This window comes from Thermodesulfatator autotrophicus (assembly GCF_001642325.1).
GTDB lineage: Bacteria > Desulfobacterota > Thermodesulfobacteria > Thermodesulfobacteriales > Thermodesulfatatoraceae > Thermodesulfatator > Thermodesulfatator autotrophicus.
Genome location: NZ_LSFI01000006.1, coordinates 49,728 through 65,019, shown reverse-complemented (window position 1 = coordinate 65,019; position 15,292 = coordinate 49,728). Strand labels below are relative to the sequence as shown.

Genomic DNA, 15,292 nt, shown 5'->3' with positions numbered 1-15,292 from the left:
TGACTGTCAGATAAAGTCTAAACTTTTACACCTGAACCGACCAAAAGGACCCTTCCTGAAGGTCCCCTACCGCTCTTTTTTGAACACAGTTCCAACTCTAACCGTTGGACTGGAAACCCGTTTTTTTGATACCAAAGATCCTACTTTTTGTTCACTTCAAGAGATACTTCCTTCCCTAAAACTATCCGCGCAAACTTCTCAAAAAGAACCGTCGTTTCTCTGGCCAGGTGCTCTTTGTAAGCTTCCTTAAAAATCTCCTCAAGGCCATCTTGCTCGAGCTTTCCAATCGCTTCTATCATCTCCAGGGTGGAAAAAAAATCCTTCGGATTCGTATTCACTCCCCGACGTGCGGCCTCCGAAAGCGCCATATCAAGCGCCTTTCTTTTCGCCCTGACCCTCACATTCCGCGCCAAAATTTTGAGTAGTAACTTCTCCGTCCTGGGATATAAAAAAAGGTCGTCTATCATCTCTTGTCCCTCCTCTCTTCCGCCTTCAAAAGGGCTTTCGAGGTGAAAAGAGCACACGCCGCAAAGCCCGAAATCCCACCTAAAATGAAGATCAAAAGGGATCACAAAAAACTCATAAAATCCCCTCCCCGGGTTCCTTCTTGTCCCGACTAATCTGGCTAACTTCGGGCTCCGTTTTCCCTTCTTCCTCCCTCTTCCTCAGGGGCTTTCTTTGCCTTTTCAGTTCCCCGGAAAAGGCCTTTTTGACCATTTCAAGCTTGGCCTCAAGCTCCTCCGGAAGGATCATCTCCTGCCCCTTAAGACGCGCCTCTAAAAGCTCCTTTCCGAGTTCCATAAGCGCCTCCTCCTTGAGTTTTTCGATCTCCTCCTTGAGCTTTTTGGCGCGCTCGTGTACGGCCTCAAGTGCCCCGAAAACATCCCTTCTTTTCGCTTTTTTGGCCATCCCGGATCCTCCTTTCGTTGTCTCTTTGAGAAAGAAAAACGAAACCCGGAGGTGCACCTTATGGGTGGTCTTTTCAGATTCGCTTTGGTCCTCTTCCCGGTGGCCATGATCCTCATCTTCCTGCTCCTCGTAAGGCTCGAAAGACACGACATCGAGTTCGCAAAAGAGAACGTCAAATTCGAACGAGAATGGAAAGCCTTCGAACGTTCCTACTTCCCGGAGGCGGCGCGGGAAGAGGAAAAGATCGCCAAGAAACAACGGGAACAGGCCCAAAAACTCGAAGAAAAACTCCATAAATTGGAACGGAAACAGGGCCGTTTCCTGGGGGATCTGGAATCGGAAATGAAACGGCTCTCCGACGAGCTTGATAACCAAAAAGATTCCGCAAAAGGGGGTAAGTGATGCTCTCCCTTTCCGGTGTTTCCGCTTCCCAGGGGGCCTTCTATTTCGAAAAGGAAGACTACTTTTTCCAGGGTGGAGAGGGGAACGTAATCGCCGGCGAAACCTACTGGAACACCGGGGAAAAAATAAATCATGAGCGCTTCCAGGAGATCGTCGAGGCCAGGATCAGGGAAACCGGGGGAGCGCTGAAAGGTAACGATCGCCTCGCCGATAACCTCTCCTTCTCCGCTCCAAAGTCCGTCTCTTTGTTAGCCGCCCTTGACGACCACCACCGTGAGCTCATCCTGGAGGCTCACCGTGAAGCCGTAAAGGCCGTAATAGATTACATAGAATCCTCCGGGATGTTTCAGGCCCGGGATGAGAACGGCAACCCCACTGCGGCCCGGGGAATGCTTGCCGTGCGCTTTGATCACTTCACCAACCGAAACGGGGATCCGCAGTTGCACTCCCATGTTCTGATTGCCAACGTGGCCGAACGCGCCGGCGACGGAAAAGTGGTCTCCGCCTACCTTCGGGAAATTTACAACCACAAAATAGACCTGGGCCTTATGTATCGCATGCATTGCGCCCGTAACCTCGAAGAGATGGGCTACCGGATCGAATGGAAAAAGGACGGTACCTTCGATCTCGCCGACTTCACGGAAGAGCAGCTCCGGGCCTTCTCTACCAGACGGGCCGAGATAGAAGACTACCTCAAAGAACACGGCCTTGAGGGCGGGAAGGCCGCCGAAGTGGCCGCCTACCGCACTCGGGATCCCAAAAAAGATTTCAATCCGGAAGAGCTGCGTAAAAACTGGGAAACCAGGGCCCGGGAAGTCGGAATCAAACTCCCCGAACGCCAGGGAAATTACGATTATCAGAAAGAAGTCGCTATTAGTAGCATCGCTCAAAAAATCCTCGAAGGAGTAGCTGAAAAGCAGCTCTCCACCAAGGGATATGTCCGGGAAATTGACGTTCAGCTCGAGGGTGTGAGGGCCCTGGCTAAGGAAGGAATCTACCTTTGGGTGGGACAGATCCAAAATTATGCCGAGAATGCCCTTGAAAGGGCTTTCAGTAATCAGGGCGGAAGACACTCCCTGGGTCAGGATCGTGTAGGTCGAAACGTCTGGACCGTAACAAACAACCTCCACGCGGAGCTGAGGACCCGAGATATAGGTTTGATGAATCATAGCTCGAGCTATGCCCTGAATCCCGAGAAGACAAAAGAAATCCTGAAAAGTTTCGAACAAGGCCTGGGCTATCACCTGACCGATGAACAAAAATCGGCCATTGAGGGGATTGCTACAGGCCGAGGAGATGCCGTGGTGATCGGAAAGGCCGGCACCGGCAAGACGACCATGCTCAAAGGTCTTAAGACCGTGTATCAAGAACAAGGACGTGTCGTGCTCGGTGTCTCCGTCTCCGGGGCCGCCGCCGCCAACCTGGAAAAGGAAACCGGGATTAGTAGTTACACCGTCGATGCCCTCAATACACTCCACCTCAAAGGAACCTTCGAACATACGCGCCTCCAAGGTGGGGCCCTGGTGGTGGACGAAGCCGGGATGCTCGATGCCAAGCGTACCGCCGCCATCCAGGAGTTCGCCCGGGCCCATGGAATGAAGGTGGTCTACGTAGGGGATCCGGATCAGTTAAAGCCCGTGGGCGTGGGGGATCCCTTCCGGAGGCTGGTCTCCGAAGCCGCTAAGAAAGGATCCCTTCACGAGCTCACGGAGATTTTTAGACAAAAGGATCCCGAATATCGTGAGGCCGCGAGGCTTGCCTCCTCAGGGAAGACCGTCGAGGCCCTGGAAAAGCTATCCGAAAAGGGCTGGGTAAAAGAAATCAACTCCAAAAAGGAACGCCTGGAAGCGATCAAAAAGGACTATCTCAGGGCCGTGGAAGAGAAAAAAAGCGTCCTCGTAGTAACTGATAAAAATTCCATTAAGGATCGTTTGAACCGCGAGATAAGATACGAACTACAAAAGCGAGGCTACGTAGAGAAAGAAGGCGTGAAAGTCGAGGTGCGCGGATCCAACGGAAAAAGCCTGGGTACCAGGGAATTCGCTGTGGGTGATCGTGTCCTTTTCCTTAAGAACGATCGCGATCTTGGAGTACAAAATGGCCTTGCCGGACAAGTAGTTCTCGTGCACCGGGAAGAACAGTCCCTGGTTGTCAGGACGGATTTTGGGATGAAAGAAGTAAACTTAAGGGAATACAACTACCTCGACCATGGTTACGCTACCACCGTCTACAAAAGCCAGGGGCAGACCGTGGACCGGGTGATCTACAATGCCGAGAGCAAGAGTCGCTCGGTCTCGGCAAACAGCTTCTACGTAGCCGTGACCCGGGGAAGAGAAGAGGCAAAAATCTATACCGATTCCCTTGAGAACCTCCGGGAAAGGATCGATGTCTCCCAGGAGAAGGCCGACGTTCTCACCCGGGCGGCGGAAGTCGAGGCCGGGGCCCGCTCCCTCGATGAGAGACTCCAGGTAAGAAAAGACCTCGACCGGGACGTTGTCACCTTGAGGGAGAGTATCACGGCCTCCGAGGCCGATTTCAAGATCCTCAACCGGGTCGTAAACCTACAGGACTACCGTGATTATTTTGCCGGCAAAGATCTTAAAGAGAGCATGATAGACTCAATCAAAAGAGAAGCCTCAAAAGAGATTTTGAGAAAAGTAATTGAAGAACGCAGGCCCGAAAATCAGAAAGAAGCCCTCGATCGGGCCGTCGAGAGCAAGACAAGGGATTGGCATCCGGAGGGGGCCCGGGAAGAGCTCAAGAACGAACTCAAGGAAGAACTCATGAAAGAGAGCCATGGTAAGGGCAGAGAAACCGGCACCCTTCGGGGAAAAGGCGTGGATCTGGACCTGAAATCCGGGGCGGGAGATCGGGCCAAAGATATGGGATCCTCCCGGGAAAGAGAAACCTCCAGGGGGAAAGGAAAGAGTCTCGACATCGAGGTCATAGAGGATCCCGCCAGGGATAGGTCCGCCGGGGTGGAAATGGGCGATTAACCTTTGACTTGTCAAAGTTTGTCTATTTGCTACACTTGTAAACATGAAAAAGGTTTTAGTCGGAGCTAGAATAGAGCCAGAGCTTAAGGAGTCTTTGGATCGGCTCTCCAAGGTTACAAGGCGCAGCCTGGCCCACATTGTTCGTGAAGCCCTCCAAAATTATGTAGAACGTAACGCCTGGCAAATAGAGGCAATTCTTGAGGGTGTCCAAGAGGCCGAGGCTGGCAATTTCTCTTCCGAAGAGGAAGTGCGCGAGTTTTTTCTCAAGTGGGGAGTAGATGTCTAAGGCCTCCCTTAAGTGGCTGCGCCTTGCTTTGAGAGATCTTGACAAGATCGCTTCTTACATTGCCAAAGATAATCCCACTGCCGCTCAAAAAGTGGTGCAACGTATATACGAGGTGGCTTTGAATCTTCGAGATTATCCCGCCCTGGGACGCCTTGGCAGAGTTCCTGGGACACGCGAGCTCATCATTTCAGGTTTTCCTTTCATTCTGGTTTACAGGGTCAAGGGTCGTAGAGTGGAAATCTTAAGGGTGCTTCATGGCGCCAGAAAATGGCCACCTGATAAAAATAACTTTTGAACAAAATATGGACACAAAATATTGTATTACCTGCAGCTGAGAAGAATACAAGATATTGTAGTTCCTATTTTTCGACAAAATTTGAGGCGTTGGCGCTGGAACGAGCCTTACCCGAAAGGCGCGAGAGGCGAAGCCGTCGAGCGCCTTGAGCCCGAAGACCCTCTCTCCTGAAAAAAAGAAAAAGGTCCCACCTTTTCCCCCCTTTCCGGGGCAAAAAAGAGCCTACCCTTCCGCGCCGCGTGTCAAGGCCGGGCCGTTAGGCCCGCCCGTAGGGTCGAAGCGAGCAAAGCGAGCGAAGAGCCTTGACGCGCATCAGGCGCGGGAGGGTTAGACTTCAATCCGCCTGGAAGGGAAGAAACACCTTAGGGGAAGTCCCCTTATAATTATATTATAAGAACTTTTTTCTTTCGATATAATCAGAACTTATGCTCTTTCCCTTGATACACAAGGGATTCAGGGTGTTCTCCCCTCTGGGGACACTTGGGGACAGTTTGGGGACAGTTGCGATCTCGCGATTTCGGCGATTTTCTTTCAAAAACTTTCACAATCTCACTTTCAAAATTTCCTCTTAATCCATAGGTTGGAGGTTCGAGTCCTCCGCGGCCCACCAAGCTTTATCCCTCTTTAAATGATAAGTGTACCTCCTGTTCCCTTTAGCTTTAAATTCTTGTTCCATAGTTTAGAATTATCTCTATGGCTCGTATCACCCCGATGTTCCGCCAGTATTTGGAGATTAAAGAAAAGTATCCGGATGCTATTTTGTTTTTCCGGCTTGGTGATTTTTATGAAATGTTTTTTGAAGATGCCCAAATAGCCTCTAGTATTCTTGATATAGCTCTTACCTCCCGAGATAAGGGGGCAAAGGAAAAAGTTCCCATGTGTGGGGTGCCGGCGGCTAACGCTGCTCCCTATATCAACCGCCTGGTATCAGCTGGATATAAAGTGGCTATATGTGAGCAGGTGGAAGACCCTAAGCAGGCAAAAGGGATTGTTAGAAGAGAAGTTGTCAGGGTTATAACGCCGGGGCTAAATCTGGATGAAGATACGCATTCTTCTAAAGAGAATCGTTTCCTCTTAAGCCTTTTTCCAGGAAAAGGCTGGGGAATGGCTCATCTTGACCTCTCTACCGGTGACTTTAAGGTTACTGAAGTTCAAACTGACGAGGAAATGTTAAATGAACTCTTTCGCCTTGAACCTAAAGAAATATTACTGCCTGAAACCCTAAAAGATGTACCCATTGTAGCAAAAATTCGTGAGCTGCTTCCTCAAATTTTTGTTTCTTTTAGGACTTTTATCCAGGAAAAGGAAAAGGCCAAAGAAATAATTAAAGAAAGATATCAGGTGGCTGACCTGGCGGGCTTTGGCCTTGCCCAGGCTTCGGTTGGGCTCTGTGCCGCGGCGAGCCTCCTTGAATACGTAATAGAAACACAGAAAGAAGTTTCAAGCCATCTGGGAGTTCCCAAGTTTTATTTCTTGTCAAACTTTTTGATAATTGATGAAGCAACCAAGAGAAACCTGGAAATATTGCGTAATAATCTTGATGGGACGGTTAAAGGGAGTCTTCTCTGGGTGCTTGATAAAACACTTACTCCCATGGGCGGGAGATTATTAAAAGAATGGCTTTTGTATCCTCTTAGGGGCTTAAAAGACATTGAATCCCGCCTTGAGGCCGTGGCTTATCTAGTAAATGAACCCACCAAACGTAAAAAATTGCGCGATTTACTGGCTCGCATTGCCGATGTGGAAAGGCTTACTGGTCGGGCAGCTATGGGAGTGGCCAACCCCCGCGACCTCCTGGCCTTAAAAAATTCGCTGTTATTGCTCCCTGAACTTAAAGGCCTTTTACCCGAAAAGGTGTCTCCCTTGTTAGACGAAACAAAAGAAAATCTTTTAATGCCGGAAGATTTAGTCAAAAATCTTGAAAACACCCTTCGTGAAGATGCCCCGGTTAATTTTCGAGAGGGAGGGATTATCAAAGAAGGTGTTCACCACGAGCTTGATGAGCTACGTCGCCTTAAAGATGATGCCCTTTCTTTTCTGGCGGAACTTGAAGCCCGTGAGCGGGCTCGCACAGGAATTCCCAATCTTAAAATTGGTTATAATCGCGTTTTTGGCTACTATATAGAAGTCTCTAAAAGTCACCTTTCCAAGGTCCCCAAAGATTACATTCGCAAGCAAACCCTGGTAGGGGGAGAGCGCTTTGTTACTCCTGAGCTTAAAGATTTTGAAGCCAAAGTTCTTTCAGCTGATGAACGTATAAAGGAAATTGAACAGGAGCTTTTCTTAGAGATAAGAAAAGAAGTGGCCAAGGAGGCTCCACGTCTTAAAAAAGTGGCCAGAGCACTAGCTACTATTGATGTCTTAACTTCTCTGGCTGAGGTGGCGGTTTCCAACAACTACGTTCGCCCGAAAATAGTAGAAGATCCGGGAATAAAGATAAAAGAAGGTCGCCACCCGGTGGTGGAAAAAGCCTTACCTAGCGGCTCTTTCGTCCCCAACAGTGTGAGTTTAGACCTTAAGGAAAATGTAATTCTCATTATTACTGGCCCAAACATGGCTGGCAAATCTACTATTTTGCGGCAAACGACCCTTATAACCCTTATGGCCCACGTGGGTTCCTTTGTGCCTGCCGAAGAGGCCACTATTGGCCTTTGTGACCGCCTGTTTTCAAGAATAGGCGCTTCAGACCAACTTTCCCGTGGCCGCAGCACTTTTATGGTGGAAATGTCTGAATGTGCTAATATTCTTCACCAGGCTACCTCCCGAAGCTTGGTAATACTTGATGAAATTGGCCGGGGCACAAGCACTTATGATGGCCTGGCTATTGCCTGGGCAGTGGCAGAGTTTTTGCATGAAAAAAAAGTAATGACGCTTTTTGCTACCCATTATCACGAGCTTACAGAGCTTGCGGGAGAATATACCGGGATTAAAAACTTCAACGTGGCGGTTAAGGCTATTGAAGACCAAATAATTTTTCTCTATCGCTTGCTACCCGGGCCGGCCAGTGAGTCTTATGGGGTACAAGTGGCGGCCTTAGCGGGTTTGCCTAAAGAAGTAGTGGCCCGGGCGAAAGAGATATTAAAATCTTTAGAAAATAAAAGTGCTGGCCATTTTAGGCCTAAAAGAGAAAAGAAACAAAAAAGCCTTTTTTCCGGTGATGATATTCTAAAAAGCCAAATAATGAGTATCAATCCAGATAATCTAACCCCTCTTGAGGCCCTGCAAAAATTATACGAGCTTAAGGCCCTGGCGGAGAAACATTAATGTCTCTGGCTGTCAAAAAATCAACGATTTTGTTTTTATTTTTGACGATTTTGTCCCTTACTTTTGGTTCTTATGAAATTCAAGCTGCCAGTGCAGAAAGGGCCTTTCAGCAGGCGGAGAAAGAACTTAAACGTTTTGCTAACTCCCGGAAGATAAAATACCGCCGCTACTGGATAGAAATTATAAATCGCTACCGGCAAATTTATTTGCGTTATCCTGAAAGTTCGGTGGCTCCCCGGGCGCTTTATAGGTGTGGGCGTTTATACGAGGAGCTATACGGCTATTCAGGGAAAAAGAGTGATTTAAAACGGGCCCTTAAGTATTACCGTTTAATCTGGGAAAAATATCCTAAAAGTTCATTGAAAGAGCTGGCCTTAAAAAGGGCCATTTTTATTTATGAAAAGAAGCTGAAAGACCCTGTAAAGGCTTTGGCTCTCAAAAAGAAGCTCAAAACTCTGGCTAAAAATATTTCTCAATCACAACCAGCTAGTAAAAAAGCTTCAAAGACAAGTCCATCAGAGAGTAAGGCCCCCAAAAATCTAAATACTAATAATTCTGGAAGGCTCCTGGCCTTCAAAATAGGCGGCACCGTCAAGCAAATTCGCCATTGGTCTGGTGAAAATTACAGCCGGGTTGTTCTGGATTTGACCAAGCCGGTTAAATACAAAGCTCACGTGCTTAAGGCCCACCAGGGAAAGCCGCCTCGTCTATATGTGGATCTTAAACCTGCAAGAATTTCTCCTTATACCAAGCCGTCAGTTCCCATAAAAGATAGCTTTCTTAAACAAGTCCGTTTTGGGCAATATCGGAAAGATACCGTAAGGGTGGTGTTAGATTTAACCAGCCTTACTGACCACCGTGTTTTCTTTTTGAATGAGCCTGCCCGCCTGGTGATAGATCTATATAACCAGGGACCTTCTTCTTCCCCGGGAGTTTCAGTAGCCAAGCCCAAAATCATAAATGGCGAACTTTCTTTGGCCCAGCAGCTTGGTTTAGGGATAAGGCGTATAGTAATTGACCCTGGCCACGGTGGAAAAGACCCTGGTTGCCGCTATGGCCGCCTTAAAGAAAAATATATTGTTCTAGAGGTTTCAAAACGTCTGGCCCAAAAACTTCGCGCTCGCCTGGGTTGTGAAGTGGTTCTTACACGCACTCGTGATAAATTTATCCCCCTTGAAGAGCGCACCGCCATTGCCAATCTAAAAAATGCAGATCTTTTTATATCTATCCACGTAAACAGCTCGCCTAACAGACGGGCTTATGGCCTTGAAACATATTACCTGAATTTTGCCAGTGACGAAGAGGCTATGCGCACCGCTGCCCTTGAAAACGCGGCTTCGTCACACTCCCTCAGCGAACTCCAGGATCTGCTGAAAAATATTCTTCTAAATACCAAGCTTGAAGAATCTAAACGTTTAGCCGTAGCTGTCCAGAAAAACATGGTAAGCCAGGTGAAAAGTCGTTATCGGCGCGTAAAAGATAGAGGAGTTCGAACGGCACCCTTTATTGTTCTAATTGGTACCAGAATGCCGGCTATACTGGTAGAAATAGGTTTTGTAAGTAATCGCTACGAAAGAGCCCGCCTTAAAAGCCCTGCCTACTGGAATACCATAGCTGATGGTATTGCCAAAGGAATAGAAGAATATATTAAATCCATGAAAGTAGCTACTCTTCCTTAGTTTTTTGTCATCAACGGGAGCCAAAAGGCGTGACATTTTGACCTGCCTTTTTAAATACGAATAATCTCAGAGACTGCCTGGCTTCTCCTGGACAAAGCTAGAATTTTTGCTATAACTTGATTAAATTTTGCTGAACAAAATGTAAAATCTTTTAAAAAATTTTTTTGTCAAAAAATCTGTATAAAATGTTTCATTTAATGAAATTTTTGGTTATTTATAGTCTCCTCAAAAATATCAAATTTGTTCAGGAGGTGTCGGATGGGTTTTAGGAAGATGTTGGTGGCGGTGGATGGCTATGAGCCATCCCTAGGGGCCTTTAAAAAGGCTGTTGAATTGGCACGGGACTACCAAGCAGAGGTAGTGGTTCTCCAGGTGGAGGAAGAAGTGCCTTTGCTCCCCACGGAAAAAATGATGGAAGCTGTGGAGCCGCCTATTACAGAAGAACCTCTTGAGCTGGCGAAAGCTTATGCACAGCTCATGAATGTACCGGTAAAAGTAGTTAAAAAAACAGGGCCAGTAGCCGGGGCCATTCTGGCAACTGCCAAAGAAGAAAATGTTGAGCTTATTCTTCTGGGAGATTCAGGGCGCAAAGGTTTTCAAAAGCTATATTTTGGTAGTGTGGCCCAGGCGGTCTCTGAAAATGCTGACCGCCCGGTGTTAATAATTAAACGGGGCTGGGTAGATATTTCTGACCTCAAAGAATTAGCCAAGCAAATTGTTGAAAAACCAGAAGCCATTGAGATTCCTGTCTATGACCCCCGCCTTGTTTACGAAAACCTTAAGTTTTCTGGGACTCTTTTCCTTGTTCTTACCTGTTTGTACTTTTTTGCCGCTATTATAACCTCAAAACCCTTAAAAGATGTGGCTGCTTTAGAAATAGCAGGTCTTCCTTTTGGTATCTGGTGCGGTTTAATCTTGGTCGTTTCAGGAATATTTTTAACCCGTATATATCTTAGCAAACAAGGAGGTGAGAGCTAATGAGTTTGACCTATCCTATTGCATTTCTTATCGTAGCCATAAGTGTTTTGATCTCTATTTATATTAGTTTTTATTTCCGTAAGCACACCAGAACCACTGCTGCTTTTTATGTGGCTGAAGGTAAAATCCCCTGGCGCATTAATGGTATGGCCATGTTTGGGGATTACTGTAGTGCTGCCAGTTTCTTAGGGGTAGCTGGAGCCATTTCTCTTATGGGGGTTGATGGCTGGTGGCTGGCTTTAGGATTTTTTGCCACCTGGATGGCTGTCTTGTTTTTAGTCGCTGCTCCTCTCAAGAATGCCGGTAAATTTACTGTAGGAGATGTTTTGGGGGCCCGTTTTGGTCATAGTAAAGGCATTAGAACTGTTTCCATGTTGACTACTATTGTATTGTGTTCTCTTTATCTTGTGCCTCAGATAGTAGGTGCCGGGCATCTTTTTAAGCTTCTGCTTGGCTGGGAATATCTAACCACCGTTATTGTATCAGGTGTTCTTATTACGGCGCTGGTAGTTCTGGGGGGCATGCGGGGAACCACTTTTAATCAGGCGGTTCAGGGGGTAGTTCTTCTCGGTGCCATGTTAATTCTTTTGATTAGCGCTACCATTATTTACTTTGATGGCAATATATTGAACATTATTAAAACGGCCAAAAAAATGGTGCCCACCGTAGTGGCAGCCAAGCAAATTCCTGACGTAGTGAAAAGTGCGCCTTCGGCGGAAGCGGCGGTGGAAGCGGCCCGTCAGGCTTTACCTGATGCTCCCAGTGCACTGACTCCAGGGGTTGGTTTGCGAGATTTCTGGAACCACTTGAGCTTAGTTTTGGGGCTTTTTATAGGTGTACTTGGGCTTCCACATATTCTTATCCGTTTTTACACGGTTCGTGATGCTAAAGCAGCCCAAAAAAGTATTGAATTTACTATCTGGGGTTTGGCTATCTTTTACACCTCGGTTCTTTTCGTGGGATTAGCTATTATGTTTAGCCTTTACCCTGTATTAGTTGACCTTGTGGCCACAGGCAAAAAGGGTATAGCCACAAATATGGCTGTTCCCATGCTTGGTCAGAAGATCGGTGGAGAGCTATTCCTGGGTATTATTGCCGCTGGTGCTTTGGCTGCTATGTTAAGCACCTGTACAGGGCTTCTCATTACAGCCACCACCAGTATTGCCCATGACCTCTATGCTTCTATCTTTAAGCCCCACAGCCCTGATGAAGAACGCGTTAGCTTTGCTAAAAAAGCGGTGTTTGTCTTAGCAGGTATATCAATTGCTCTTGCTATCTGGCTCAAGAATCAAAACGTCGGTATGCTCGTAGGTATGACTTTTGGTATTGCGGCCAGTACCTTTGCTCCGGCTCTTATTCTTACTGTTTGGTGGCCAAGGCTTACCAAGCAGGGTGTAGTTTGGGGTATGGCCACCGGGCTTGTAGTTTCACTTATCTTTACTTTTGCCCGCTTCTTTGGGCTTAAGTCTTTTCTCGGTCTCCCGGTGCTGGTGAATCCGGCTCTCTATAGTGTGCCGGCTGCTTTTATCGTGTTCATTATTGCCAGCTTAATGACAAAAGATGTGGGTGAAGTAGAAAAATTCATGGCTTTAGCCCATCGTAAAAAATAATTCTTCTGGGGGGACATTGTCTTCCCCCCTCTCTATTCCTTATGAAATTTAAAGAAGCGTTAACCTGGTTATCTCAATACGAATTCCACGGTATTAAACCAGGCCTTGAAAGGATTTCTTTTCTTCTAAATAATTTAGATAATCCACAACATCTTTATCCCGTAGTTCATATCGCGGGTACCAATGGAAAAGGTTCTACGGCGGCTTTCTTTGAAAGTATTTTGCGCCATCATGGCTTGAAGACCGGACTTTATACCTCCCCTCATTTGATTTCCGTTTGTGAACGCTTTGTTATAAACGGAAAACCTATATCAGAGGAAAGATTTGCTGAACTGGCTAAAAGAGTAAAAAAATCCTTAGGAGACAATCCTGCCACCTACTTTGAGTTAACAACGGCCATTGCCTTTTTAGTGTTTGCCGAAGAGAAGGTAGATATAGCCATAATAGAATGTGGCCTGGGAGGGCGTCTTGACGCCACCAATGTTATTCTACCTGAGGTGGCTATTATAACTCCTGTGAGCTTTGACCATCAGGCCTTCCTGGGGAACACGCTTTCAGCTATTGCTTCAGAAAAAGTCGGCATAATCAAACCCGAAAGACCGGTGGTAACAAGTTATCAAAAACAAGAAGCATTAGAAGTTATTGAAAAACATGCCCACGAGAAAAGAGCTCCTCTTTTTATTCAAGGAAGGGATTTTGATATTTTTCCTGCCAGAGAGACTCTTTCTTTTAAAGGAAAATATATCTTTTATGACCTCAGGCCTTCTCTTAAGGGTAGACATCAGCTTACAAATTTAGCCCTGGCTATTAAAGCAACTGAATTGCTGGAGGAAAAGGGTTTTTTAAGTCTCCAATCGGAAAAGCTTAAAGAGGCCGTTGCCAATACCAGCTGGCCCGGGCGCTTTGAAATTATAAGTACAGAGCCTCCAGTTATTCTTGATGGAGCGCATAACCTGGCTGGAATTAATACGTTGAAAGAAAATCTAGAGGAATTGGGAATTAAAGAATATATTTTATTGTTTGGCGCTTCAAACGAAGATGGGACCAAGCCTTTTAAAGAAATGTTAACAACCCTTTTACCTGGCTGTAAAAAACTTTTTATTTGCCAGCCACCAGGCCCCAGACGTCCGGTTTCTCTTGAAGAATGGCAGGTAAGGCTTAAAAATTTAAAGCATCCTCTTGTTCATTTTTATTCTTCCTGGGAAAAGGCCTTAGAAGAAGCTCTTGAAGATAGAAAAAATTTACCGTTGATAGTAACGGGTTCCCTTTATCTGGTGGGATTTGCGCGTGCTTATTTGAATACTTTATTTGGGAAATAGTTTTTTTGTTGATTATCAATTTTATTTAGTTTTGCCAAAAATATTTTTTTAGATTATGAGTTTAGCTTAAATTTAAAGGCCAGAGAGGAGGGGCCATGGAAAAGAAAATATCACACGTCCTTATTGCTAACCGGGGGGTGCCAGCGGTAAGGGTGATGGACACCTGCCGTGATCGCCGCATAAAGACTACGGCTATTTACAGTACGGCGGATCGCCTGGCTTATCATGTGCGCCTGGCAGATCAGGCCGTTTGTGTGGGAGAAGCTCCCCCCCTTGAGTCTTATCTCAATATGGAAAACATCATCAAAGCAGCCCTTGAAGTGGGAGCTGATGCTATTCATCCTGGCTGGGGGTTCCTGGCAGAAAATGCCGACTTCGCCGAAATGGTTCAAGAAGCTGGCCTTATCTGGATAGGCCCTAGTCCAGAAGTAATCAGGGCCATGGGAGATAAGGTAGAGGCTAAAAAATACGCCCGAAGAGCCAATGTTCCTACTATCCCTGGAATTGATAACGTTACAAGCCTTGAAGATATTAAAAAATGGCTTGAAGAAGAAAAGGTAGATTTTCCCATCATGCTTAAAGCCGCTAAAGGTGGTGGCGGAAAAGGGATGGTAAAGGTGGAATCAGAAGAAGAACTTCCTATAGCTTTTAACCAGGCCAAATCCGAAGCTATGAAGGCCTTTGGCGACGATACCCTTCTTGCCGAAAAGTATATTCGTAAGGGCCGTCATATTGAAGTTCAGGTGCTAGCTGATATTCACGGTAAAGTCGTCCATCTCTATGAGCGAGAGTGTACCCTTCAGCGTCGCAATCAAAAAATCATAGAAGAAGCCCCGTCTCCTACTTTAGACGAAGATTTGCGTGAAGAAATTTGCTTTACTGCCGTAAGACTCATGCGTGAAATAGGCTATACTTCCGCCGGAACCGTAGAATTTATTTTTGATGCCAGTACTAACAAGTTTTATTTCTTAGAAGTGAACACTCGTCTCCAGGTGGAACACGGAATCACTGAACTTATTACCGGGCTTGACATTGTTGGGCTTATGCTTGATATTGCCGAAGGTAAAAAATTACCTGTCAGGCAGTCTGAAATAAAAGTCAATCGCTGGGCTTTAGAGGCCCGTTTAAACGCGGAAGACCCGGTAACCTTCAACCCCTCGTTTGGCACAATAACCCGTCTTCAACTCCCTCAGGGGCCAGCGGTGAGAATTTCTCAAGGAGTTTATGAAGGGGCAGATATCCCGCCGTACTATGATTCTCTCATTATGCTGATAATGACAGCTGGCCAAAATCGTGAAGCTGCTATTATGACCATGGATCGGGCCTTAGGTCGCGATCTTCGCGTAGAAGGTATAAAAACCATTGCTCCCTTGCTTTTGGCTATTATTCGCCATCCATCTTTCAGAGCTGGCCACTTTTCTACCACCTTTATAGAAGAGCACATGGACGAATTGGTTTCCATGTTTAAGGAAAAAAGCTCAGAAGACGAAGTCCTTAAGATTGCCAAGTTTGTGGCCCGTGTTTCGGCCTTAGGCCCTCAACCCTGGATGTAAA

12 protein-coding genes are annotated in these 15,292 nt (G+C 46.5%); 10 read left to right on the top strand and 2 right to left on the bottom strand.

Going from position 1 to position 15,292, the window contains the following annotated elements; translation table 11 throughout:
- Positions 1–140: 140 nt before the first annotated feature.
- The gene (locus TH606_RS02175; protein WP_157627840.1) at positions 141–467 is read right to left on the bottom strand and encodes a hypothetical protein; all 327 of its coding nucleotides are present in this window, start codon (positions 465–467) and stop codon (positions 141–143) included.
- 112 nt (positions 468–579) lie between these two features.
- A complete protein-coding gene (locus TH606_RS02170; protein ID WP_068541061.1) occupies positions 580–909 on the bottom strand; it encodes a hypothetical protein in 330 nt (109 codons plus the stop codon).
- A gap of 60 nt (positions 910–969) precedes the next feature.
- Between TH606_RS02170 and TH606_RS02165 the strand changes: the two genes are divergently transcribed.
- From TH606_RS02165 to TH606_RS02115, 10 genes are all read left to right on the top strand, one after another.
- Complete coding sequence (locus tag TH606_RS02165) at positions 970–1,311, top strand: hypothetical protein (RefSeq protein ID WP_068541060.1); 342 nt, start codon at positions 970–972, stop codon at positions 1,309–1,311.
- Positions 1,311–4,307: a MobF family relaxase gene (gene mobF, locus TH606_RS02160; protein ID WP_068541059.1), complete on the top strand. Its 2,997-nt coding sequence runs from the start codon at positions 1,311–1,313 to the stop codon at positions 4,305–4,307. Before TH606_RS02165 ends, mobF begins: the two co-directional genes overlap by 1 nt.
- Positions 4,308–4,350: 43 nt before the next feature.
- Entirely contained in the window at positions 4,351–4,593 is a 243-nt protein-coding gene (locus TH606_RS02155) for a CopG family ribbon-helix-helix protein (protein WP_068541058.1), read from the top strand.
- Entirely contained in the window at positions 4,586–4,888 is a 303-nt protein-coding gene (locus tag TH606_RS02150) for a type II toxin-antitoxin system RelE/ParE family toxin (protein ID WP_068541057.1), read from the top strand. Before TH606_RS02155 ends, TH606_RS02150 begins: the two co-directional genes overlap by 8 nt.
- 693 nt (positions 4,889–5,581) lie before the next feature.
- The gene (mutS, locus tag TH606_RS02140) at positions 5,582–8,152 is read left to right on the top strand and encodes a DNA mismatch repair protein MutS (protein WP_068541055.1); all 2,571 of its coding nucleotides are present in this window, start codon (positions 5,582–5,584) and stop codon (positions 8,150–8,152) included.
- Positions 8,152–9,831, top strand: a complete 1,680-nt coding sequence (locus TH606_RS02135; protein ID WP_068541054.1) for an N-acetylmuramoyl-L-alanine amidase — start codon at positions 8,152–8,154, stop codon at positions 9,829–9,831. The genes mutS and TH606_RS02135 overlap by 1 nt, the downstream gene beginning before the upstream one ends.
- Before the next feature lie 258 nt (positions 9,832–10,089).
- Positions 10,090–10,809, top strand: a complete 720-nt coding sequence (locus TH606_RS02130) for a universal stress protein (RefSeq protein ID WP_068541053.1) — start codon at positions 10,090–10,092, stop codon at positions 10,807–10,809.
- On the top strand, positions 10,809–12,419 hold the full coding sequence (locus TH606_RS02125) for a sodium/solute symporter (protein WP_068541052.1): 1,611 nt from the start codon (positions 10,809–10,811) through the stop codon (positions 12,417–12,419). The genes TH606_RS02130 and TH606_RS02125 overlap by 1 nt, the downstream gene beginning before the upstream one ends.
- Positions 12,420–12,460: 41 nt before the next feature.
- On the top strand, positions 12,461–13,738 hold the full coding sequence (locus tag TH606_RS02120; RefSeq protein WP_068541051.1) for a bifunctional folylpolyglutamate synthase/dihydrofolate synthase: 1,278 nt from the start codon (positions 12,461–12,463) through the stop codon (positions 13,736–13,738).
- A gap of 95 nt (positions 13,739–13,833) precedes the next feature.
- Positions 13,834–15,291 (top strand): acetyl-CoA carboxylase biotin carboxylase subunit, encoded by a 1,458-nt coding sequence (locus TH606_RS02115; RefSeq protein WP_068541050.1) that lies wholly within the window; start codon positions 13,834–13,836, stop codon positions 15,289–15,291.
- The last annotated feature ends 1 nt before the right edge of the window (position 15,292 follow it).

What these genes read in the sequence shown, in the direction of transcription:
- TH606_RS02155 (WP_068541058.1), top strand. Translation starts at nt 4,351, where the DNA reads ATGAAAAAGGTTTTAGTCGGAGCTAGAATAGAGCCAGAGCTTAAGGAG.
- mobF (WP_068541059.1), top strand. Translation starts at nt 1,311, where the DNA reads ATGCTCTCCCTTTCCGGTGTTTCCGCTTCCCAGGGGGCCTTCTATTTC.
- TH606_RS02125 (WP_068541052.1), top strand. Translation starts at nt 10,809, where the DNA reads ATGAGTTTGACCTATCCTATTGCATTTCTTATCGTAGCCATAAGTGTT.
- mutS (WP_068541055.1), top strand. Translation starts at nt 5,582, where the DNA reads ATGGCTCGTATCACCCCGATGTTCCGCCAGTATTTGGAGATTAAAGAA.
- TH606_RS02150 (WP_068541057.1), top strand. Translation starts at nt 4,586, where the DNA reads ATGTCTAAGGCCTCCCTTAAGTGGCTGCGCCTTGCTTTGAGAGATCTT.
- TH606_RS02165 (WP_068541060.1), top strand. Translation starts at nt 970, where the DNA reads ATGGGTGGTCTTTTCAGATTCGCTTTGGTCCTCTTCCCGGTGGCCATG.
- TH606_RS02135 (WP_068541054.1), top strand. Translation starts at nt 8,152, where the DNA reads ATGTCTCTGGCTGTCAAAAAATCAACGATTTTGTTTTTATTTTTGACG.
- TH606_RS02115 (WP_068541050.1), top strand. Translation starts at nt 13,834, where the DNA reads ATGGAAAAGAAAATATCACACGTCCTTATTGCTAACCGGGGGGTGCCA.
- TH606_RS02170 (WP_068541061.1), bottom strand. Translation starts at nt 909, where the DNA reads ATGGCCAAAAAAGCGAAAAGAAGGGATGTTTTCGGGGCACTTGAGGCC.
- TH606_RS02130 (WP_068541053.1), top strand. Translation starts at nt 10,090, where the DNA reads ATGGGTTTTAGGAAGATGTTGGTGGCGGTGGATGGCTATGAGCCATCC.
- TH606_RS02120 (WP_068541051.1), top strand. Translation starts at nt 12,461, where the DNA reads ATGAAATTTAAAGAAGCGTTAACCTGGTTATCTCAATACGAATTCCAC.
- TH606_RS02175 (WP_157627840.1), bottom strand. Translation starts at nt 467, where the DNA reads ATGATAGACGACCTTTTTTTATATCCCAGGACGGAGAAGTTACTACTC.